The 22455-nt window shown below is 46.0% G+C and carries 20 protein-coding genes and 1 pseudogene; 6 read left to right on the top strand and 15 right to left on the bottom strand.

Translation table 11 applies throughout. The features are described from left to right. Positions 1 to 237: 237 nt before the first annotated feature. The 10 genes and pseudogenes from FU659_RS04525 to FU659_RS04480 all read right to left on the bottom strand — a co-directional run bounded on the left by FU659_RS04525 (position 238) and on the right by FU659_RS04480 (position 11548). The gene (locus tag FU659_RS04525; protein WP_147946530.1) at positions 238 to 1434 is read right to left on the bottom strand and encodes an aminotransferase-like domain-containing protein; all 1197 of its coding nucleotides are present in this window, start codon (positions 1432 to 1434) and stop codon (positions 238 to 240) included. Positions 1435 to 1525: 91 nt separating this feature from the next. Then, complete coding sequence (locus FU659_RS04520) at positions 1526 to 3073, bottom strand: 2-isopropylmalate synthase (RefSeq protein ID WP_147946453.1); 1548 nt, start codon at positions 3071 to 3073, stop codon at positions 1526 to 1528. A gap of 352 nt (positions 3074 to 3425) precedes the next feature. Beyond that, entirely contained in the window at positions 3426 to 4418 is a 993-nt protein-coding gene (gene ilvC / locus FU659_RS04515; protein ID WP_147946452.1) for a ketol-acid reductoisomerase, read from the bottom strand. A gap of 151 nt (positions 4419 to 4569) precedes the next feature. After that, the gene (gene ilvN, locus FU659_RS04510; RefSeq protein WP_147946451.1) at positions 4570 to 5061 is read right to left on the bottom strand and encodes an acetolactate synthase small subunit; all 492 of its coding nucleotides are present in this window, start codon (positions 5059 to 5061) and stop codon (positions 4570 to 4572) included. Positions 5062 to 5064: 3 nt separating this feature from the next. Then, positions 5065 to 6804 (bottom strand): biosynthetic-type acetolactate synthase large subunit, encoded by a 1740-nt coding sequence (gene ilvB / locus FU659_RS04505; RefSeq protein ID WP_147946450.1) that lies wholly within the window; start codon positions 6802 to 6804, stop codon positions 5065 to 5067. A 606-nt stretch (positions 6805 to 7410) separates the two neighbouring features. Beyond that, positions 7411 to 7770 (bottom strand): 50S ribosomal protein L20, encoded by a 360-nt coding sequence (gene rplT, locus FU659_RS04500; RefSeq protein WP_147946449.1) that lies wholly within the window; start codon positions 7768 to 7770, stop codon positions 7411 to 7413. 40 nt (positions 7771 to 7810) lie between these two features. Then, entirely contained in the window at positions 7811 to 8014 is a 204-nt protein-coding gene (gene rpmI / locus FU659_RS04495) for a 50S ribosomal protein L35 (RefSeq protein ID WP_147946448.1), read from the bottom strand. A gap of 32 nt (positions 8015 to 8046) precedes the next feature. After that, entirely contained in the window at positions 8047 to 8547 is a 501-nt protein-coding gene (gene infC, locus FU659_RS04490) for a translation initiation factor IF-3 (RefSeq protein ID WP_147946529.1), read from the bottom strand. 221 nt (positions 8548 to 8768) lie between these two features. After that, positions 8769 to 10003 (bottom strand): annotated as a pseudogene (locus FU659_RS04485) (glycosyltransferase family 2 protein). 348 nt (positions 10004 to 10351) lie between these two features. Next, positions 10352 to 11548, bottom strand: coding sequence for a glycosyltransferase family 4 protein (locus FU659_RS04480; RefSeq protein ID WP_261807607.1), 1197 nt, complete (start codon positions 11546 to 11548; stop codon positions 10352 to 10354). Between the two features lie 177 nt (positions 11549 to 11725). Here FU659_RS04480 and FU659_RS04475 point away from each other — a divergent pair, with 177 nt between their 5' ends. Continuing rightward, positions 11726 to 12253 (top strand): phosphatase PAP2 family protein, encoded by a 528-nt coding sequence (locus FU659_RS04475; protein ID WP_147946447.1) that lies wholly within the window; start codon positions 11726 to 11728, stop codon positions 12251 to 12253. 5 nt (positions 12254 to 12258) lie between these two features. After that, positions 12259 to 13332, top strand: coding sequence for an MGDG synthase family glycosyltransferase (locus FU659_RS04470; protein ID WP_147946446.1), 1074 nt, complete (start codon positions 12259 to 12261; stop codon positions 13330 to 13332). A gap of 119 nt (positions 13333 to 13451) precedes the next feature. Here FU659_RS04470 and trmB read toward each other — a convergent pair whose 3' ends face one another. Both trmB and FU659_RS04460 read right to left on the bottom strand, forming a co-directional pair. Further along, entirely contained in the window at positions 13452 to 14189 is a 738-nt protein-coding gene (trmB, locus tag FU659_RS04465; RefSeq protein ID WP_147946445.1) for a tRNA (guanosine(46)-N7)-methyltransferase TrmB, read from the bottom strand. Between the two features lie 488 nt (positions 14190 to 14677). Further along, the gene (locus FU659_RS04460; protein ID WP_147946444.1) at positions 14678 to 15289 is read right to left on the bottom strand and encodes a WGxxGxxG family protein; all 612 of its coding nucleotides are present in this window, start codon (positions 15287 to 15289) and stop codon (positions 14678 to 14680) included. A 144-nt stretch (positions 15290 to 15433) separates the two neighbouring features. Here FU659_RS04460 and mnmL point away from each other — a divergent pair, with 144 nt between their 5' ends. The 3 genes from mnmL to FU659_RS04445 all read left to right on the top strand — a co-directional run bounded on the left by mnmL (position 15434) and on the right by FU659_RS04445 (position 18066). Then, complete coding sequence (mnmL, locus tag FU659_RS04455; protein WP_147946443.1) at positions 15434 to 16393, top strand: tRNA modification radical SAM protein MnmL/YtqA; 960 nt, start codon at positions 15434 to 15436, stop codon at positions 16391 to 16393. Positions 16394 to 16451: 58 nt separating this feature from the next. After that, positions 16452 to 17030, top strand: a complete 579-nt coding sequence (gene mnmM / locus FU659_RS04450) for a tRNA 5-(aminomethyl)-2-thiouridylate-methyltransferase MnmM (protein WP_147946442.1) — start codon at positions 16452 to 16454, stop codon at positions 17028 to 17030. A 70-nt stretch (positions 17031 to 17100) separates the two neighbouring features. Then, positions 17101 to 18066, top strand: a complete 966-nt coding sequence (locus FU659_RS04445) for a type I phosphomannose isomerase catalytic subunit (protein ID WP_147946441.1) — start codon at positions 17101 to 17103, stop codon at positions 18064 to 18066. A 94-nt stretch (positions 18067 to 18160) separates the two neighbouring features. Here the strand turns inward: FU659_RS04445 and FU659_RS04440 are convergent, their stop codons facing one another. Then, positions 18161 to 19663: an IMP dehydrogenase gene (locus FU659_RS04440; RefSeq protein ID WP_147946440.1), complete on the bottom strand. Its 1503-nt coding sequence runs from the start codon at positions 19661 to 19663 to the stop codon at positions 18161 to 18163. 213 nt (positions 19664 to 19876) lie between these two features. Between FU659_RS04440 and FU659_RS04435 the strand changes: the two genes are divergently transcribed. Continuing rightward, positions 19877 to 20104 carry a DUF3934 family protein gene (locus tag FU659_RS04435; protein ID WP_147946439.1) on the top strand — a complete coding sequence of 76 codons (228 nt, stop codon included), beginning with the start codon at positions 19877 to 19879 and terminating at the stop codon, positions 20102 to 20104. A 95-nt stretch (positions 20105 to 20199) separates the two neighbouring features. Here the strand turns inward: FU659_RS04435 and FU659_RS04430 are convergent, their stop codons facing one another. Then, positions 20200 to 20481, bottom strand: coding sequence for a pyridoxamine 5'-phosphate oxidase family protein (locus FU659_RS04430; protein WP_261807606.1), 282 nt, complete (start codon positions 20479 to 20481; stop codon positions 20200 to 20202). A 121-nt stretch (positions 20482 to 20602) separates the two neighbouring features. Next, positions 20603 to 22366: a B12-binding domain-containing radical SAM protein gene (locus tag FU659_RS04425; protein ID WP_147946438.1), complete on the bottom strand. Its 1764-nt coding sequence runs from the start codon at positions 22364 to 22366 to the stop codon at positions 20603 to 20605. Between the last annotated feature and the right edge of the window lie 89 nt (positions 22367 to 22455).

Raw genomic sequence — 22455 nt, 5'->3', positions numbered from 1 at the left:
CCTCATACGCCCACTCTTTCACTAATCATATAGCCCATCTGTCCATTCTTTTTCCATTTGTTCAGATTCGAAATTTTTATGATAGAAAGATTATATCATTTTTGGCTCAACCTCAAATCAGTAATTGACATCTTATCAAAAAGTTTTTTACGATAAGTTGTAAATTATCCCATGTCAATTTCAATGAAAAAAGCACCTTCAGCCAATTGAGGCTTTGGGTGCTTTTCGGTGTTAGGGCTAGGCATTTTGCAAATAAGATTCCATCGCTTTGGCGAGCTTCTGCATACCTAGAATGGTATTCGCTCGATCAGTATGTGTGAAGTTCAGACGCATTGTATTATATTGCGGATTTTCAGCGAAGAATGTGGAGCCGGGCACGAAGGCTACGCCTTCTTTTACCGCGATTTTCAGCAAGTCTTCAGCGCGAATATGCGCAGGGAGCTCGACCCAGATGAACATGCCGCCCTTCGGCTCTTCCCACTTCAATCCAGGCCAATTTAATTCCTTGAGTAGGCCCGACATGAATTTCATTCGATCGCGGTAGTGCTCACGAATCAATGAAATATGACCATCCAGATCAAAATTCTCCAGCAAATGATACAGCGTTTGCTGATCAATCGTGCTGGAATGTAAATCAGCCGATTGTTTGAAACGGGCGAGTTGGCGTATAACCGTTTCATCCGCCATTACCCAGCCTGCACGGAAAGCAGGAGCGACCGTTTTAGAAAAGGTGCTTGTGTATACAACGACTCCGCCTTCGGCTTTCCCACCCAGTGAGAAAATCGTAGGATACGTCTCTTTTTCATTAAACTGAATTTCCCCATACGGATCATCTTCCAATATGAGAACTTCAGCATCGCGGCAAATATTGAGCAAGCCTTGGCGTCGTTCCAAGCTCCAGGCACGTCCTGCCGGATTGGAGAAAGTAGGAATGACATAAACCATTTTCGGATTATGCTTCGCGATTTTAGCCGCCAAATCTTCAAGAATCATCCCGTCATTGTCGCTATCCACCGAATAAATCTTAGCACCTTTAGCTTGGAAAACTTGAATAGCTGCAAGATATGTCGGGCTTTCTACCAAAATAACATCGTCTGCATCAATATACACACGTGTCAACAGATCAATAGCCTGCTGAGACCCTGTCGTCAGCAACATTTCTTCCGGTGTCACATGCATATTTTTAGCAGCCATACGCTTGCATAGGGACTCACGCAGCGGCTTGTAGCCCTCGGTCAATCCATACTGCAGCGCTGACTTCCCTCCGCCAATTACTCGTTGAAATGCATCGCTAACCGCATCCAATGGGAAAAACTCTTCAGCAGGCAAGCCGCCGGCGAAGGAAATGATCGAGCTTCCTTGGGTCAGCTTGAGAATTTCTCTTACCGCCGAGGATGAAAAACCTTCCAGCGATTTAGAAAACCGATATTTCATAATGGACGCATCCTTTCGCATTGTAGAAAGCACCCCTCCTCCCGCGTGGAGGTGAGGTGCTTATCCATTTGAACCTGTAGGCTAAGTATACTTATATTAACGTGACGTTGCTTCTGTTGCTTGTCGGATTTTTGCGTTTATCAATGAGCCTGTTCACAGCATCCAAATAAGCTTTGGCACTTGCTTCAAGAATATCTGTCGATATACCGCGGCCTTGAACGGATACATCATTCTGTTTCAGAACAACGTGCACTTCGCCTAGTGCGTCTTTGCCGTGGGAAACGGATTTAATCGAGTAGTCATCCAGCTCGACTTCTTCCTTCGTTGCTTTATCGATAGCATTGTAAATCGCATCTACGGAGCCGTTACCGACTGCGCTTTCCGCAACTTCGCTGCCATCCTGCAAACGAACATGCACGGTTGCTGTAGGTGTCATTTGATTGCCATAAGCGACCTGAAGCGCGCCTAATGCGTAAATTTCCGGCGTCTCGATCATTTTCTCTTCGATCAGCGCGCGAATATCTTCGTCCTCGACTTGCTTCTTACGATCGGCCAAATCTTTGAACTTGGCAAAAGCGACATTGACTTGCTCCTCACCAAGGTCATAGCCAAGATCGATAAGCTTCTCACGGAACGCATGGCGTCCGGAGTGTTTACCCATCACGAGCTTACTCTCCTTAACCCCGATGGTTTCAGGGGAGATAATCTCGTAGGTCGTCTTTTCTTTGAGCATCCCATCCTGATGGATGCCGGACTCATGAGCGAACGCGTTAGCGCCTACGATCGCTTTATTGCCTGGCACCACCATGCCGGTCAGCTTGCTGACTAAACGGCTGGTGCGGTAAATCTCGTTCAACACAAGCGATGTTTTCGCTTGGAAGAAGTCTTGGCGCGTTTCGAGCGCCAACACAACCTCCTCGATCGAGGTGTTCCCTGCTCGCTCACCGATTCCGTTGATGGTGCCTTCAATTTGATCAGCACCATTCAATACAGCGGCTAACGCGTTAGCCGTAGCCATACCAAGGTCATCATGGCAGTGCGCGCTGAGTTGAATCTTTTCAACGCCCGGCACTTGTTCCTTGACGACTTTGAAAATATTCCCGTAATCGTAAGGGGTCATATAACCCACGGTATCCGGAATATTGACAACGGTAGCGCCCGCGCGAATAGCCATCGCTGTAACCTCAACGATGAAATCTAGCTCGGTGCGGCCTGCATCCTCAAGTGAAAACTCAATTTTGCTGAAATATTTTTTGGCATATTTAATCGCAGCCTCAGCTGTCTCGAGAACTTGATGCTTCTCCATGCGCAGCTTGTGCTTCCGATGAATCGGAGATGTCGCCAGGAACAAATGAATACAAGGATCTTGTGCGCCTTGCAGCGCTTCGCGGACAGCCTCGATGTCATTCTCCCGGGAACGGGAAAGACCGATGACAGAGGAGTTCTTGATAGCTCTGGCAACGGCGTTAACGCCAGCCAAGTCTCCTGGTGAAGCAGCTGGGAAACCAGCCTCCATGCGATCGACACCAAGCTTTTCAAGCTGAAGAGCGATTTCGACCTTCTCCTGGACGTTCAGATTCACACCCGGTGATTGTTCTCCGTCTCTGAGCGTTGTATCAAAGATGTAAATTTTGCGCACGATGTCACCTCCTAAGAGTTTTCGATAGAAAACTTGCTTCGTAAGCATTTACTAAGTTTTCGATTAAATGGATTAAAACCTAATCCAAACTGCTGACCGTTCCGGTCTTCAGCATTTGCTCCGATCGCTGTTGAATTTGTATGCCTTGATTGAATATGGGGTTACCATACAAATTCAAAGGCGAGCGCTACGCTTCTCCGGCAAACACTGAGCCCTCCACTGAGCTGTACTTCGAAGATTTAATAGACACAGTTTAAATCTTTACTCGTCTTTATAGTATTCACAGGGAGTGATTGGGAAATTCTCCCCAAACACTCCCTGTGGAATGAACATCTATTTGATTAATGAATGATTACTTTTTGATCCAGTGCATCATTTCGCGCAATTGGGAACCAACAACCTCGATTGGGTGCTGAGCTTCGTTGCGGCGAGTTGCATTCATGAATGCAAAGTTGGATTGGTTTTCCAAGATGAAGTCGCGAGCGAACTTACCTTGTTGGATGTCGGAAAGAACTTCTTTCATCGCTTTTTTCGTTTCAGCTGTGATGATACGAGGTCCAGTTACATAGTCACCGTACTCAGCTGTGTTGGAGATGGAACTGCGCATGGAAGCAAGTCCGCCTTCATACATCATGTCAACGATCAATTTCAATTCGTGCAGACACTCGAAGTAAGCCATTTCAGGTGCATAGCCTGCTTCAACTAAAGTTTCGAAACCAGCTTTAACCAGTTCAGAAGCACCACCGCACAGAACAGCTTGCTCACCGAACAAATCTGTTTCTGTTTCTTCACGGAAGGAAGTTTCGATAACCCCTGCGCGTGTACAACCGATACCTTTTGCATAAGCAAGACCGATAGCTTTTGCATTGCCAGTAGCGTCTTTTTCGATTGCGATTAAGCCAGGAACGCCAAATCCTTCTACATAGGTACGACGTACCATGTGGCCTGGGGATTTAGGAGCTACTAAGAATACATCTGTACCTTCAGGAGCTACGATTTGACCAAAGTGAATGTTGAAACCGTGGGAGAACATGATCGCTGCGCCTTTTTTCATGTTAGGCTGAATGGACTCACGGTATACGCGAGCTTGTGTTTCGTCCGGCATCAAGATTTGGATCACGTCAGCGCGTTTTGCCGCTTCTTCAACGGATACAACTTCGAAACCGTCATTTTTTGCTGCGTTCCAAGAACGGCCTTCACGAAGACCGATAATAACGTTCAATCCGCTGTCACGCAAGTTTTGTGCTTGTGCGTGCCCTTGGGAACCATAACCAACCACTGCAATTGTTTTGCCTTTAAGTACCGCTAAGTCTGCATCTTTTTCATAATAAGTAGTAACTGCCATTCGAATAAATCCTCCTTTGATATGATGAATCCGTTTTGTCTACCCCTTGAGTGGGTGTTTCAACGGTTTACCCTTTTCAAGCGCTAAAGAGTCAACCGCTGAAAGCCCCACTCAAGGAGGCTTTACCTCTTTACCATCACGTGTTTATTGCTTATTTGACCGAACCGCGAATCATCGCTGTAACTCCTGTACGGGAAAGTTCGCGAATGCCATATGGACGAAGCAATTCGACCATAGCATCTATTTTATCTGAATCTCCCACAACTTGCACGATAATTGATGTTGGCCCAATATCAACAACCGCTGCACGGAAAGTCTCTACGATTCCGAGTATTTCCGGACGCATCGTTGGCTCCGCATTTACTTTAATAAGAGCAAGCTCTCTGGCTACCATTGGATTGGAGCTGAGATCGATAACTTTAATAACGTCAATCAGCTTGTACAGCTGCTTGGAAATTTGCTCCAAGGTATTATCGTCGCCCGTTGTTACAATGACCATCCGGGAAAGTCCGATTTCTTCGGACTCTCCTACCGTGATGCTTTCAATATTAAAGCCTCTGCGTCCAAACAAGCCGGATACACGCTGCAGGACACCAGGCTGATTGTTTACTAGTACGGAAACCGTATGCTTCGTTGTCGTCATCCCTTAATCCCCCATTAACATGTCACTAATCGTATCGCCCGCCTTCACCATTGGGAAGACATTCTCCCCTTTTGGAACGACGAAATCAATAACGACAGGACCTGGTGTATCGAGTGCTTCTTGCCATGCTTTGCGTGCTTCTTCCTTCGTTGTAGCGCGCAAGCCTTTAACGCCATAAGCTTCTGCCAACTTCACAAAGTCTGGGCTGCCGGCCAAATCAATATGGCTGTAACGGTTATCGTAGATGATTTCCTGCCACTGGCGAACCATGCCAAGTACTTGGTTGTTAATAATGACTATTTTCACCGGAATGTTATTGATCGCACAAATTGCAAGCTCTTGAGCACACATTTGCACGCCACCATCGCCATTAATAGACACAACCAGTTTATCCGGGTTCCCCATTTGTGCGCCGATCGCGGATGGGAATCCGAAGCCCATCGTACCCAACCCACCTGAGGTTACCAAGGAGCGCGGGTTTTTGAAACGGTAGAATTGAGCGGCCCACATTTGGTGCTGTCCAACGTCTGTCGTTACAATAGCTTCGCCTTTGGTCGTTTCGCTGATCATTTCAATCACGAATTGTGGTTTTAATTCACTCTCAGAATCATTATACTTCAGCGGGAATTTCTCTTTACTATCCTGAAGTTCTGTGATCCAAGCTGCACTATTAGCTGACTTCGCTTTCGTGTTTGCATATTCCAGTACGGCTTTCACATCGCCGACACAAGGGATATCCGTTTTCACGTTCTTGCCGATTTCCGCAGGATCCACATCAATATGCGCGATTTTTTTCACTCTTGGCGCAAATCCGTTCAGATTCATCGTCACGCGATCATCGAATCGGGAACCGATGGAAATCAGGAGATCCGCGTTTTGAATAGCTTGGTTCGCTGTATACGTGCCATGCATTCCCGGCATTCCGAGCCAAAGCTCGTGTGCGCTTGGGAAGCCGCTTAAGCCAAGCAATGTCGTAGCAACAGGGATACGCGTTTTGTTAACGAACTCGATCAATTCTTCGGATGCATTTGCGTAAACAACCCCGCCGCCAGCGATAATAACCGGGCGTTCTGCCTCTTCAATAGCCTTGATCAGTTTGTCTACTTGCAGTTTGTTAGGTTGAACCGTCGGGTTATAGCCGCGGATGCTAACATCTGTAGCAGGTTTAAATATCGTTTTATGAGCGGAAACATCTTTCGGTATGTCAATGAGAACCGGACCTTTACGACCAGAGTTCGCAATGTGGAACGCTTCATGAATGATGCGCGGCAGATCTTCAACATCCCGAACCAGATAACTATGCTTCGTAATCGGCATCGTAATACCGGTAATGTCCGCCTCTTGGAAAGCATCCGTACCAATGAAGTTTGTTGCTACGTTCCCTGTAATAATGACCAGTGGAACGGAATCCATATATGCAGTAGCTATTCCTGTGACGAGGTTCGTTGCCCCCGGTCCGGAAGTTGCGATACAAACGCCAACTTTGCCTGTTGAACGAGCGTAGCCATCGGCTGCATGAATGGCGCCTTGCTCATGTCTCGTCAGTAGGTGGTTAAAGTCATCAAAGCCGTGCATCGCATCATAGATGTACAATACAGCTCCGCCCGGATATCCAAAGACGCAGTCCACACCCTCCAGCAATAAGCTTCTCAGCAAAATCTCAGAGCCTGTAATCAGGTCCGGCTGTGTCAGCTTGTCAATCAGTTCTTCTTTTGAGCGTTTTGGTTCAGTTTGAACATTCATTGTGATCCTCCTCTCGAAAAGTCAGTTCTTGTGAATCAAGCTTTTTTTTGAAAATAAGAAAAACCCCTATTCATCCCGTACACGCACGTAACGTGTTAAACGGGACGAAAGGGGTTTAAGCTTCCGTGGTACCACCCAAATTTGCCATGCGCCTCACAGCTCATAGCCTTAGCAGGTATGCTCCGCTAGGATTCATACCCTCAGCACGGTAACGTGTGCTATTCCGATTTTCCCTATCCATAACGGCGTGCCGGATGTTTCAGGAAAACAGCTCCGAGGTGACCTTGTACCTAAGGGATTAAGGCGATGGTTTCAGCAATTCCAACGCTCTCTGCGCATAAGTGCCCTTAATACTTCTTCCTCTTCATAGCCGATTCGATAGTGTTGATTGACCATATTAGAATATGATTTAGAGATAATTATATGCATCCCTCGAGCATTAGTCAATAGTCTCATTGAATAAAACAAAAATGGATCCGATAAGCCCCTATCCATCAGGAAAATTAGAGGCTGCCGATCAGCAAATCGCCTTCAAATCCAATCTAATTCTATATAAAAGAGCCTGCCCCCAAAAGGGGACAAGCTCCTTGGAACGCTAAGCCAAGCTTACGCGTTTACTTTTGCTTTTGCAGCTGTTGCCAAATCGTTGAACGCTTTGGAATCATTCACAGCCAAATCAGCCAAGATTTTACGGTTGATGTCAATACCAGCCAATTTCAGGCCATGCATCAATTTGCTGTAGCTCAAACCATTTTGACGAGCGCCTGCGTTGATACGTGTAATCCACAGTCTGCGGAAATTACGTTTCGTTTGACGACGGTCACGGTATGCGTAAACCAAAGATTTCATTACTTGTTCTTTGGCTGTTTTAAATAAGCGATGTTTGGAACCGAAATAACCTTTTGCTAGTTTTAAAATTTTCTTGCGACGATGAGCGCGAACGAATCCGCCCTTGACTCTTGCCATTGTGAACTACCTCCCGGGATATATATATAATGTTCGAATATTAACCTTTGATGTTGGATAGTTGTTGTTTCAGACGACGTACATCGCCTGGAGCCATAACTGGGTTCGTGGACAAATCGCGCTTTTGACGGGACGATTTACCAGAAAGCAAGTGATTTTTACCTTGTTTGTATCTCATCACTTTGCCTGTGCCAGTAATTTTGAAACGGCCTTTCAAGCTGCTATGTGTTTTCATTTTTGGCATGGTGTTGTTCCTCCTAATTTAGTATACTCGCCTTAAACGGTAGCTTTCGGCGTTAAAATCATGATCATGCTGCGTCCTTCAAGCTTAGGAGCACGCTCCTGCGAGGAGATCTCAGCCGTTTCTGTAGCTAAACGTTCAAGCACCTTACGGCCGATCTCGGAGTGTGCAATTTCACGACCACGGAATCGAACGCTGGCTTTAACTTTATCGCCTTCGCCAAGAAACTTAACCGCATTGCGAAGCTTCGTTTGGAAGTCGTGTTCATCGATTGTCGCACTTAAGCGAATTTCTTTGATATCCACAATCTTCTGATTTTTGCGAGCTTCTTTTTCTTTCTTCTGTGTTTCGTAACGGAATTTACCGTAATCCATGATGCGGCATACAGGCGGCTTCGCCGTCGGTGCCACGTTCACTAAATCCAGGTTCGCGTCCAATGCAATTTGAAGAGCTTCGCGAATCGGCGTAATGCCGAGTTGTTCTCCATCCGCCCCAATCAGGCGCACTTCTTTTACGCGAATCTCATCGTTAATCATATGGTCTTTGCTAATATGTTCCACCTCCACATAGTATGTAACTCTCTATCCATATAAAAAAGATGTGGGCGCATTGGCCCACATCTTCATCAATAACAGGTTTATCTAAACCTATTCTACATACATGATGATTCATTCAAACCAGCCAACGGTGTCGGTCAGGTGAGAAGCGGGCGCTTCTTCTTTTACTTGAAATATAATAACATGTCGCGAAAGGGATGTCAACTCACTTGTTTGCTTTTCATTTCATCAAGACGAATAACGCGTGTATGTTCGGTATGGCTCCACTGTTTGTTATTTTGCGTAAAGAACGCATAGAACGTAATTGGCCACCAAGACAACATAAATACGGGATAAAGAATCAAGTATTTGTACACTTTGCCCGGCGCTTTCTCAACGTACATCGAGATCGGCAGCAGAATGTAAATAGCAATACTTACCGTGTTGAAGAAAACCGGGTTAATATCGGCTAGCATAGGTGTCGCAGACCAACCGGGAGTCACCGATTTGATCCACAGCAGCACGCTGATAATGGCACCGAAGAAGAAGTTATACACGTTAGCCGAGTATATTGCAGCATCTATCTTGGTCCAACTGCCTTCCTTGATCCCCTGCCATAAAAGCGGGAAGAAGTAGCGCTTAGCGACATCAAAGTGTCCTTGCATCCAACGAAGACGTTGTTTGGCTGATACTTTAAAGGTCAAAGGCTTTTCATCATACACAATGGCTTCGTAGTTGTAAGTCGGCCTGATCCCCATCTTGATACAACGCATCGAGAATTCCAAATCCTCAACAAGGCTGGTAGCTCCCCAACCGATCTGTTTAAGCAGCTTGGATTCAAAACACATGCCGGTACCGCCCAAGTAATTGGCAAGTCCTAAGTTCGTACGTGGCATTTGCCAGAAACGGTTAGCAAAATAGTACGAAATCGCATATGAACCTGTCACCCAGGAATCTGTCGGATTTTTACTGTCCAGGTAGGCTTGAATAACTCTTGAACCTGAGCATAAATCATTGTTCATGTGAATTAAATAATCGGGACTTGATAAATTATCCGCGTCAACATCACTACCGCATCGTATTGACGTTCACGTTTCCACAGCTCTTTCAGCATCCATTCAATCGCATAACCTTTTCCTCTGAGGTTAGGGTTATGACGTTCCATGGCGTAGACACCATGATGACGGGCAATATCCGCTGTATTGTCGGTACAGTTATCGCAAATTACGAAGATGTCATACAACTCTTTGGGGTAATCCAAAGTTTTGAGATTCTCGATCAATGCACCAACAACTTGCTCCTCATTATGAGCGGCGACTAAGACAGCAAACGATTTCTGCGGGGCAAACTTCTGTTTGTTTTTTGGACGGTACCATCCGAAAAAAGTTAAAAACAATTGATACGCTCCTACCAAAGCCAAGCCAATTTGAAAGGTAAGCACAATATTGTCGAGCATGAAGCAAAGTCCCCCTTTTTTGTTTATGCACACACGCTATCTTTTTATACGCCTATGCGCAGTTTTATGTACAGGTGAATAACCGTTCTTGATTTTCCTCTCTTTCCCCCCATTTGTCAAAGTCTACAAAAACCGAAATATCGTCAGTTCTTTCAGGTTTATGGGGAACGCGCAAAGACTAGGCAGCAAGTGCTTGAAATCAGATCGTTAATGTCCTGTTTTCATCGTTTTTCATTTTATTGTGCACAAAAAGTTCACCATTTAGACGAACTAACTCGGTTCCATGTAACTCGGGCTTTATTATAAGTCACCTGCGATGCCTCTGACAACTTCTGTGAATTTGATCGGTTAGCGAATCATTCGTTGGGAAGAAACATGCAGTGCGTTCTCCATGGATGCCTCAACAACGGATTCGTAGCTGACTAACAGCTTATGAAATATGCGATCCCATGATTGCCGCATAGCATATTCCCTGCCTGCCTTCGCAAGTTTAAACCGCAAGTCGTTCGATTCATATAATCGGATGATCGCTTGTGAAAAAGCAAAAACATCGCCTGGCGGGCACAACAAACCAGTCGATTCATGCTCTATAGTATCTCTTACCCCGCCTGCGGCAGATCCAATCACCGCTGTTTCGCAGGCCATCGATTCCAGAATCACATTCCCGAAAGTTTCCGTGGACGAAGGAAAGAGAAACACATCTGCCGCCGCATAAAGCTCAGTCAATGGCTGACCTTGCACGAAACCGGTCAATGTCACATCCGACTGCCCTCCATAGCATTCGCGAAACATGGCCGCAGACGGTCCGTCGCCTGCAATAACCAAGTGACAGCGGCTTCTAATGTGCTCAGGGAGAGTTACAAAGCTTTCAAACGCGATTTCGACACTTTTCTCAGGGGCCAATCGTCCCACATAGAGAAGGACGAATTTCTCAGGGTCTACTCCGTAATCCGCCAACACAGTCCGTCGGTCCGCTATAGGTCTAAATCGCTCTGTATCGACACCGCGGCTCCAAATTTCCAAATTACTGAGACCTTTGGCATGGAGATGATCCAAAGTTGACCTAGAGGGGACATACACCTTCTGACAGCTTTGGTGAAACCACTGCATATATTTCCACAGCGTCGGCTCAACCCAGGGAATTTTATAATGACTTAAGTACTGGTCAAAGTGAGTGTGGTAAGAAGCGACAAGTGGAGTTTTGTGCTTACGGGCATGATGAAGGCCGAATAGGCCCAAGTTAAACGGGGTCGCACAGTGGATGATCGTAGGTCTGAAGGCATGGAGCGATTTACGAATATGCAGAGGGTTAGGGATAGCCAGTCGACATTCGGGGTACAATAAAAAGGGAATACTGTAAAAACGCTCCACGCGAAATGGATCCTCGTCACCTTCTGTCATACTTGTGGGAGCAAAAACTTGGCAAGCAACACCTTTGGCCTCCAGAAATTGTGTCCATCTTCCCAGCGTCCTCGCCACACCGTTCACATCTGGAAGAAACGTATCCGTAAATAAGGCAACTCGCAACCTCATCAGCCCCTTCATTACTTGATCTCCCTCTACGACATCATGCTAGCACAGGAATGTTAACGACAAATCAGAGGAGCGTAAAATTATATTGTTAAAAAGTTTATTACTGCGTTAATCTTCTTTTAATAAACGTTCTTTACAATGAAAATAGGACATTAAAAGAATCCTACTTTATGAAGGAGGCTATTACTCATGAGCAAAGTCGTGAACTGGCTTCAAGATCATGAAACACGTATGTTCCACTTTGTGAATCAACGTATCCAGCACTTCTTCCTTGATCATTTATTTTCTAAAATCACACATTTAGGCGGGGCAACAGCATCTATTGTCATTTCCTTATGCTGCGCTTTATTTGGTCAAGGCGTGCTGCGAACAGCAGGCATTCAAGCCCTTATTGCTTTAACAATCAGCCATATTCCAGTGGCGATTATCAAAAAAAAATATCCGCGATTAAGGCCTTATTTGGTTCTTCCACAAACGATTATCGGCAAAAACCCATTGACGGATCATTCTTTTCCATCCGGACATACAACCGCTATCTTTTCTATCATCTTCCCTTTTGTTGCGGCAATGCCTTCGCTTGCGCTTGTTCTCATACCACTCGCACTCATAGTTGGCCTATCGCGCATTTATTTAGGGCTTCATTATCCTTCTGATTGTATCGTAGGCTGTTTGATCGGAACGACGGCTTCTCTAGCGACAGTAGCTTTCTGGGGGTAAACAAAATGGATGTTTCGCAAGGTAAAAAACGAGTGCTGATTCTCTCCGAAGGCTTCGGAGCCGGCCATACTCAAGCAGCTTATGCACTGGCCGTTACCTTAGAGCGGCGCTGCTCGCATATCGAGACACGTGTATTGGAACTAGGCTCCTTTTTGCATCCAACTATAGCACCGTGGATTTTCCATGCGTACAAAAAGACGTTAACCTCTCAACCCAAACTATACGGTAAATTATACCGCTCTCAATATAAAAAATCGTTGAACCGGTTGACGCAATTGGCGTTGCACCGCATTTTTTATGCCCAAACGGCAGCCATTATAGGCCAGTGGGAACCGCAGGCTATTGTCTGCACCCACCCTTTTCCCAGTGTTGTCGTATCTCGTTTAAAAAGAGCCGGCCTAGCCATACCGTTATGTACGGTAATTACGGATTACGATGTACACGGGACATGGATCAGCGAAGAGGTCAATAAGTATATGGTTTCGACAGAAGACGTCAAAAATAAATTGCTCGGTCGCGGTATATCTGAAGCGCAAGTCGAAATTACGGGCATACCTGTCCATCCTAGCTTTCGCGAAGCCCATGATAAAGCAATCATCAGACAGCAATTCCAGTTGAAGCAAATGCCTACCGTGCTTGTGATGGGAGGTGGCTGGGGACTCATTGGCGGCCATTCGCTTAGCGAGCATCTGATGAGATGGAGAGATCATATTCAGTTCATCTTCTGTTCCGGGAATAATGAACGTGCCTTGGCCAAGCTTGCTATGGATACTCGTTATCAACATCCGAATATCCGGCTGCTCGGTTTTACCGATGAGATTGGCAAGCTAATGGAAGTATCCGACTTGCTCATAACCAAGCCCGGCGGCATGACCTGCTCGGAGGGAATGGCAAAGTCAATTCCGATGCTGTTTTACGATCCGATACCGGGTCAGGAAGAAGAAAACCTGCATTATTTCACACAGCATGGGTTTGGGGAGCCTATCCGGTCTGCTGATACGATCACGAACTGGCTGGCGATGCTTGCCGGCAGGTATACCGACGTGGAGGCTAAACGCGCTCGAATTCCCTTAAAATGATGAGCTTGCCTTCGACCGATTGCTCCGAGGTCATCATGGAATTACTCGGTTGATGTATAAACGAAAAAGGCGATCTCCTACTGCGCTTAGCAGCGGAAATCGTCTTTTTTCTTCATTGGCTAGGATTCAGGTTTCGGCTGATTCAATTGTTCCAGATGTGCCGCAAGTGCAGCTTCTCCAATGACAACTTCACAGCGATGAATGTTCATCCCTTGTCCGGCGAATTTGGTTTCGTACTCTGTCATTACATGATCAGGATGGATTCCATCCACATGTAAATTCAAGGAAATGTTACGCATTCTCAACCCCATATCCGCAAAAGAATTCAAAGAAAATTCAAATAGCGATTGGGAATCGGTTTTCAAATGAATCTCACCGTTGCTATTGAGGATTTGTTGATATTTCGTTACGAATCCCGGATGAGTCAAGCGTCTGCGCGCATGCTTCTTCTTCGGCCATGGATCGCTGAAATTCAGATAAACCCGCTCCAGCTCACCCTCCTCAAAAGCTTCCTCAATATGTTCGATATTGAAAAGCATCAGCTTTAGATTAGGAATACTAAGCGGAGCATCTTGATCTGTTTCTTCTTGGCTATTGGAATGAGCGGCTTTCGCTTTCTCACTGGCTTTGCGAATCAACTCGTCGTACATATCAACGCCAATAAAATTCACGTTGGGATACTTCTTGCTCATCTCGCTGATGAACCGTCCTTTACCCATGCCAAGCTCAGCATGAATAGGATTGTTGTTGCCGAATAATTCGGCCCATTTCCCCTTATGATCCTTCGCATTCAAGACCACAAGTTCCTTCTGACTTTCTATATCTTCCCTAATTCCTTTTCTTCCCCGTAAACGCATCTAATAGGCCTCCTACACGTCCAAGCTATCGAATCAAATCATAGACGATTCCAGAGAAAAAATCAAAGGGATCTCTGATGTAGGAATGTCATAATGGCCACAGTTTACAAAAAACGACGAGAAAAACCGCCAGAAAATCCTGACGATCCTATCTGCAAGCACGTTTTTCAGTGTTATAGTGGAGTTATTGCATAAACTGACTGCTGTAGCAATGAAAAACAGTGTTAAAATTCCAAATATGTCGCTTTTGATCTACTTGTCTATCTGTAAGCACGTTTTGCAGCGTTATAGTGGAGTTATTGCTTGGACTGACTGCTGTAGCAATGAAAAACAGTGTTATCTTTCTAGACATACCATATCCACATTTTTGACAAAAAATTAATAAGGATTAAGCTTCCGCTTAACCCTAACCAAACATATAAGCTCTCTAAAAATAAACACCCTCCGACAGGAGGGCGTGCTACGTGAATAGTAAAATGGCTTGGCTTCTAATGTTCTTCCGAACGTGTTCTGTTATTTCCACGCAGACCAGCAAGCCCGATTAATCCCAGCAGTCCAAGCCATCCCCAGTTCATAGACGACTTATCTGTTGCTGTAGTCGCATAAGTACGAATAGATGATGTATCGTAATTGCCATCGTGGTGTTTAATTCCAGTCCCCGTTGTGCTCATACGATCCAACATATTGTTGCCGTAACCTTTGATTTGATCAACTACACCTGTTCCACTTACATTCGGGTAAGGGCTTGAGCTTGGATATGCACTCACACCTGTTCCACTCACATTCGGATAAGGGCTTGAGCTTGGATATGCACTCACGCCTGTTCCCGTTCCTACCGTTGCATCATAATTGCTTCCTGTGTAGCCCGATGGTGTCGTAGTTCCTGCTCCCATGCTCCCGATTGTTCCTGAAGTTCCTGTCGTTCCTGTACCCGTTCCTATAGTTCCCGTTCCCGTCATCCCCGTGCTCGTCGTACCTGTGCTTCCCGTGTAGCTATTCGTCGTTGTCGTCCCCATTGTGTTGGCATGGGCACCCAGCGCACCCAAACTCATTGCCGCCGTAAGAGCTACCGTTAAAGTTACAGTACGAAATTTCTTCATCTTCATTCCCCTTTCGACTTGTAATGGTTATGCCAAGTTATCATGTGCTCTTAGAGCTACTTTAACGGGGAACTTGTTGGAAAGACAGGGGTCGCTTTCAGGTCTGATTTTCGCTACAATAGTGTTGGAAAGGGGCACGACCTTATGTCTATAAGTATCCAGGAGTCACCTCTATTGTGGGGGGACAAACGTTTCCATACATGGAATTATGAAATGCGAGAAGTATTCGGCGAAAAAGTATTTAAAGTGATGCTTGATGCAGGCTTTACTTGCCCTAATCGCGATGGGAATATAGCGACAGGCGGCTGCACATTTTGCAGTGCGCGGGGATCAGGTGATTTCGCCGGAAGCCGCCGCGATGATTTGGTTACGCAGTTTAACACGATACGCGATCTTCAACACCAGAAGTGGCCTGAGGCTAAATATATTGGTTATTTTCAGGCATACACCAACACCTATGCGCCTGTTGAACAACTACGAGAATATTATGAAGTCATTTTACAGCAGCCGGGTGTTGTAGGACTTTCTATTGCTACCAGACCGGACTGTTTGCCAGATGATGTTATTGAGTACTTAGCGGAGCTGAATGAGCGAACCTATCTTTGGGTCGAAATGGGGCTGCAAACCGTCCACGAATCTACCTCGCAGCTAATTAATCGCGCGCATGATACGCAGTGTTATCTGGACGCCGTGGCGAAGCTGCGAAAGCATAATATACGCACCTGCGCGCATATCATTTATGGCTTGCCTGGGGAAACACGCGAGATGATGCTAGATACGGGACGAGCTGTTGCTCAAATGGATGTTCAAGGCATTAAAATTCACTTGCTTCATTTGATGCGAAAAACACCTATGGTCAAACAGTATGAAGCTGGTCTCCTGCAATTTTTGGAAAAAGATGAGTATGTTGAGCTCATTGTAGATACCCTTGAGACTTTGCCGCCAGAGATGATTGTACATCGTCTAACTGGGGACGCTCCTCGTGATCTCTTAATTGGGCCAATGTGGAGCTTGAAGAAGTGGGAAGTATTGAATGCTTTCGACGCGGAGCTCAAAAGAAGAAACACTTGGCAAGGCAAGTTCTGGCCTGGCAAGTTAAACTAATTGAGGCGAGCTGACTAGCGCCAAAAAATTTGCAAGCATGCTTGGAGGCTTTCATCCTATGGGATTTGTTTCTGTTTTAAGTTTTGCCCATCAACTCATCCAACAGCGGGCGCAATCCGGCGATACGGTTATTGATGCGACGCTCGGCAATGGTGTGGACGCCTTATTTCTGGCAAAACTGGTGGGAAGCCGCGGGCACGTATACGGCTTCGATATCCAACAGCAAGCACTGGATCAAACCCTGATGCGTCTGGAGAAGGATCTCCCAGACGCATCTTCTTATGTACAGCTGAGCTTATGCAGTCATGAGCTCATGGAAGCGGCAGTGCCGAAGGACCGCCACGGCAAGGTAGCCGCGGTTACGTTTAACCTCGGCTATTTGCCTGGTGCCGATGCGGCTACAATCACGAAGCAAGAATCGACGATTCCTGCTCTGGAAGCGGCCCTCCGCCTGCTGCGCAAGGGTGGTGTCGTAACCATCGTGCTATACAGCGGTCACGAGGGAGGTTCAGAAGAGACAGCTGCCGTCGAGCATTGGGCTCGCGAGCTATCCCTAGCAGCCTTTCAGGTGCTTCGCTACCAGTTCATGAATACGAATCAACATGCTCCCTATTTGCTGGCAGTAGAAAAAAGATAACCGCATGCTATAATCAAGAGAGCGTATAAACGCTGCTTAATAGGGAAATTTACAGAAAGTAGGGAGAGCTTTGAAATCATACCCGCTTCAATTTAAACCTGAAATGAAGGAACGCGTCTGGGGAGGAAGAGCCCTGGAGAAGTTCGGTTTTGAACTTCCGGAAGGCGCTATTGGCGAAGGTTGGATGATAGGTGATCATCCCAACGGAACCACAAAAGTCATTAACGGACCCTTGGCAGGCTTAGGCCTTGATGAAATTCGCGAGAAATATGGCAGCACTTTATTCGGCACCAAAGGATTTTCCGAAAAGAACGGTCGCTTTCCACTTCTAATTAAGCTGTTGGATTGCGAGGATGACTTATCCGTACAAGTGCATCCGAATGATCACTACGAGAACTTAGCTGCCGGTGAACTGGGCAAAACAGAAATGTGGTATATCCTTGATGCCAAACCGGGCGCCAAAATTATATATGGTATGCAAGAAGGCGTTACACGCGAGAGCTTGGCGCAAGCTATTGCCGAAGATCGCATTCTGGATTGCTTGCAAGAAGTCACAGTAGAAGCAGGCGATTCTTTCTACATACCGGCAGGAACAGTTCATGCGCTTGGCGCTGGGGTCCTAGTTGCCGAAATTCAGCAAAACTCAGATACCACTTACCGCTTATACGACTACAAACGTCCAGGTCTTGATGGCAAGCTGCGTGAGCTTCACATCGAAGATTCCTTGAATGTTATTGCTTACGAAGGCTCTGGATCCACACGTATGAAAACTGATATTGGGCAAGCAGGCACTTGGTTAACCCTTGCCGAATCTCCCTTTTTCACTGTAGAAAAAGGTCTAGTAGGCCCCAAATGGGAACTTGCTACTTCCCCGGAAAGCTTCGTTATTCTCGTTGTTGCAGACGGCAATGGCACACTAGCATGGGCTGATGGCAGCATTTCCACAAAACCGGGAGACTGTTTTCTGCTTCCAGCCGATCTTGGCAGCTACTCGCTTGAAGGCAGCATGACAGTGATTCGCAGTTATTTGCCATAGGTGTATAAGGGATTCACTCAGGTGCATCCACCCTCAATATAAAAGGCTCTCCATCCGTCATCTTCGATGACCATGGAGAGCCTTTTGCTGTTATTTATTCTTCCTCTGTTAAACTGCTTTCTTTCAAGATCACGTCATGCGCGCCGCCTTCTACAAGACTAGTTGCGGAAACAAGCGTGATTCTTGCATTGTTTTTCAGCTCATCCAAAGTCAGTGATCCGCAGTTGCACATTGTCGACTTCATTTTGCCAATCGTTCTGTCCAGGTTCTCCTGTAAGCTTCCCGCATAAGGCACATAGGAATCGACGCCTTCCTCGAATAATAGCTTGTTCTTGCCACCTGTGTCATAACGCTGCCAGTTACGTGCGCGGTTCGAGCCTTCGCCCCAGAACTCTTTAACGAAGTTGTTCCCTACGCGCAGCTTGCGGGTCGGGCTCTCATCGAATCGCGCAAAATAGCGACCCATCATGACGAAATCTGCCCCCATAGCCAGTGCTAATGTAATATGGTAATCATGGACAATACCGCCATCTGAACAAATAGGAATGTAGGTGCCTGTTTCTTTGAAATACTGGTCTCTGGCTTCAACCACTTCCATAATTGCAGACGCTTGTCCGCGGCCAATCCCTTTTTGCTCCCGTGTAATACAGATGGAACCGCCGCCGATGCCAACCTTCACGAAATCAGCACCAGACTCCACTAAGTATAGGAAGCCTTCACGGTCAACCACATTACCTGCTCCGATTTTTACATTAAAATTTTGTTTCACGTACTGAACGGTTTCACGCTGCCATTCACTGTAACCATCGGAAGAATCGATGACCAGGATATCTACGCCCGCTTCAACGAGTGCAGGCACTCTCTCCATGTAATCCTTCGTGTTAATTCCTGCCCCGACAATGTAGCTTTTGTTCGCATCCAGCAGTTCTAGCGGATTTTCTTTATGTTCATCATAATCTTTGCGGAAAACAAGCGTGTCCAGTTGCTGCTGTTCATCCACAATTGGGAGGCAATTTAATTTATGATCCCAAATTAAATTGTTCGCATCCGATAACGAAATCCCTGATTTCCCGTAAATCAATTTATCGAATGGTGTCATAAAAAGATGAATCGGTCGATCAAGAGGATCACGACTTGTCCGATAATCGCGTCCTGTTACAATCCCAAGCAATTTCCCATTCGCTGTACCGTCATCGGTAATTGCGACCGTAGAGTGACCTGTCTCTTTCTTGAGTTCCAATACATCCCTAAGCGTATGATCTGGTGTCAAATTGGAGCGGCTAATGACGAAACCGGCTTTGTATCCTTTTACTTTCCGTACCATACGTGCTTCTTCCTCAATGGATTGCGAGCCAAAAATAAATGAAATCCCGCCACAACGCGCGAGTGCAATCGCCATTCCATCATCGGACACGGATTGCATGACAGCAGAAGAGAACGGGATGTTCAGCGAAATGTCAGGCTTCTCACCTTTATTAAATTTGACTAGTGGGGTTTGAAGCTTCACATTTGACGGGTTGCATTCCTTGGTCGTCAGATTGGGAATTAACAGAAACTCACTGAATGTGCGGGATGGTTCAAAGTAATACGTGGCCACTTTACGATTTCCTCCTCATTGTTCCTTAGGTAAATTTTTTCAATCTTATCACTAACGTCCATTATGGTCAATGGATTTTTAAGGAAAACAAATCAACCTCATGAATGAATGCTGCCATAGTGAGCTCGATTTTAGGTAAATGCGTCCGGTGGGATGTTATTCTCCTTATTGATGGTATAATGAAAGCTGATAAGAATGAGGTGAAGAACGGATATGAGCAAGGCGAAGGGTAAAGGCGGAACGGGAAGAGGCACTGACAGTAAGGGCTGGACACGTTGGAAAGCCAGCAGCAAAGGAAAGCCGGTTCGAAAAACGACAGCTGCCGGTCCTGGTGTCAAAGGAGCTGAAGCCTCCAAAAACAAAAATGGCGGCGCCAAAGTCGCTACATCGGTTAAAAAAACAGAGATCAAAACAATAAAGCCAGCCTCCAAGACCCTATAACCAAGGCGTCCATCCTTTAAATAGGAATCAAGAAGCCCCCATCCACTGAATGTAGTGGTATGGAGGCTTCTTTGCTATGGACACTATGCATGTTCTTACTTTTTCCAAACCTGAGGCTTGGCATTTTTGGCCATGTATTCAATCGTTGACGGTGTAATTTCATCCACTTTATCCATTTTATTATTCGTCGCCAAATAAAGCGTTAAGCCATCGTGAAACAAGGCCATGTAGCGCACTTTTGGTTTCTTGCCGTCAACCGTGCCAAACGAACATACATGGTTTGCGTCCAACACCTTTACAATCTGTTCTTCCAGTTGTTTCGTTGACGTTTCAATCTTAGATAGCTCTCCTCTCGGGTCATGAAGTTTATGTTTCAACTAACATTGATTACCCCATCAGATCGCATTTCAATCAAATACCTCGCGATGACCTGACTGCACGCGATACACATACAGAAGCCCCGCTCTCCTTGAAAGGAAAGAGCGGGGCTTCGTTTTATTAGATAACCGCTGCTGGCTCCAGCGGCATGGCGTAACAGCTGGCTGGCTGCTGTGCATCCGGCGGGTAGTGCACCACAAGCAGCTCCTCGCTGCTTGTGTCGATCTCCCCGCTTTGCAGATACGTCTGCAAAGCGAACGGCATAACCTCCAGCATCGTATGCTTATGGAGGTCCTTTTCATTGATGCGGAGACGGTGGAACTCTCCGCTCACGCGTTCAGGCTGTTCAGCGAGCAGTCTGAAGTAAGCGTTCTGCTCCGACTTTTCCAAGGTGAAGTCCCACCATATTTTGCGCGGCTTATATTTATGACCCAGGAAATAATCAATCTTCATAAGACCTTCCACGATGTTCATACGCGTTGTTCCTCGATCGTTCAGGAACTCTCGCAAACGGGTGAACAGGTCTTCAAGCTGATGCCCGATTTTCTGCCAACCGCGCTTTTCCCAGAAATCACCGAACTCTTGGAAAAAATCGAACGCGGACGTAAACTCCTGCGCAATCAGGTACTTAACCGTATGGTCCATACGGTGGGCATTCCAATATTTCTCCAGCACATCTTCAACGCGCTTAATACGAATTAAATCCGTGAATGGCAAAATGTCATTCCCCAGGATTTCATAGGGCGCATGGTCCATATACACATAACCATATTTATGAGCATCGTTGCGCATCCCTGTGCCGCGAAGCATTTTCAGAAATCCAAGCTGCAATTCTTCCGGCCCCAGCTCGAATACATCATTAAACGTCTTACGGAACGAGTTGTAATCCTCTTCCGGAAGCCCCGCGATAAGATCGAGATGCTGATCGATTTTCAAACTGTTTTTCACCTTTGAAACCGTTCGGCTCAATTTAAAGAAATTTTGACGGCGCTGTACCAAATCATTGGTCGTATCATTCGTAGACTGAACGCCGATTTCGAAACGGAAAGTGCCCGGCGGGGCATTCTCTGCTAAATAATCGAGCACCTCTGGACGCATAATGTCTGCCGTAATTTCAAACTGAAAGACGGTGCCGCGATGATTAGCAATCAGAAACTCAAAAATTTCCATCGCATAATCCCGCTTAATGTTAAAGGTTCGATCCACGAACTTAATCAGCTTTGCGCCCGAATCAATTAAATAAAGCAAATCCGCCTTTGTGCGCTCCATATCGAAATAACGGACACCTACCTCAATACTGGACAGACAGAACTGGCAAGAGAAGGGACAGCCGCGGCTCGTCTCAAAATAAACAACCCGATTAGCCAAGCTCGGCACATCTTCAGCAAAACGATGAGGAGAAGGAATATCGTCCAACTTTAGCTTGGGTCTGCCCGGCATCAAAATGACCTCCTCACCCTTACGGTAAGCGAGTCCATAAACGAAGTGATACTTGCGTGTCGTTGAAATTTCGGTCAACAATTGATGAAAGGTTTCTTCCCCTTCGCCCATCACGATGAAATCAACCTCAGGTATGCGGTTCATCCAATACTCCGTATCGTAGGAAACCTCAGGGCCTCCGAGCATAATCAGCAAATCGGGTCTAATCTTTTTAATCATTTTAATAATCGTGATGGTTTCTTCAATGTTCCAAATGTAACACGAAAAACCGAGCACATCCGGAGCTTTTTGATAAATATCCGAGACAACATTCATCACGGGGTCTTTAATCGTATATTCAGATATTTCCACATCAAAGTCTTTTTCACAAAAAGCTTTTAAATAGCGCAAAGCTAAGGAGGTATGAATGAATTTGGCATTAAGTGTAGATACAAGTACTTTCATTATATAAAAACCTCGTTCTGTTCTCGTTTATTGTTCTACCTAATTCTACACGAAAACCGAGGAAATACAAAGGCAGCGCCTGCCAAATG

The organism is Paenibacillus sp. N3.4 (genome assembly GCF_008017805.1).
Lineage (GTDB): Bacteria > Bacillota > Bacilli > Paenibacillales > NBRC-103111 > Paenibacillus_E.
Note: the sequence above shows the minus strand (reverse complement) of the source record. Positions and strands in the feature narration are given on the sequence as shown.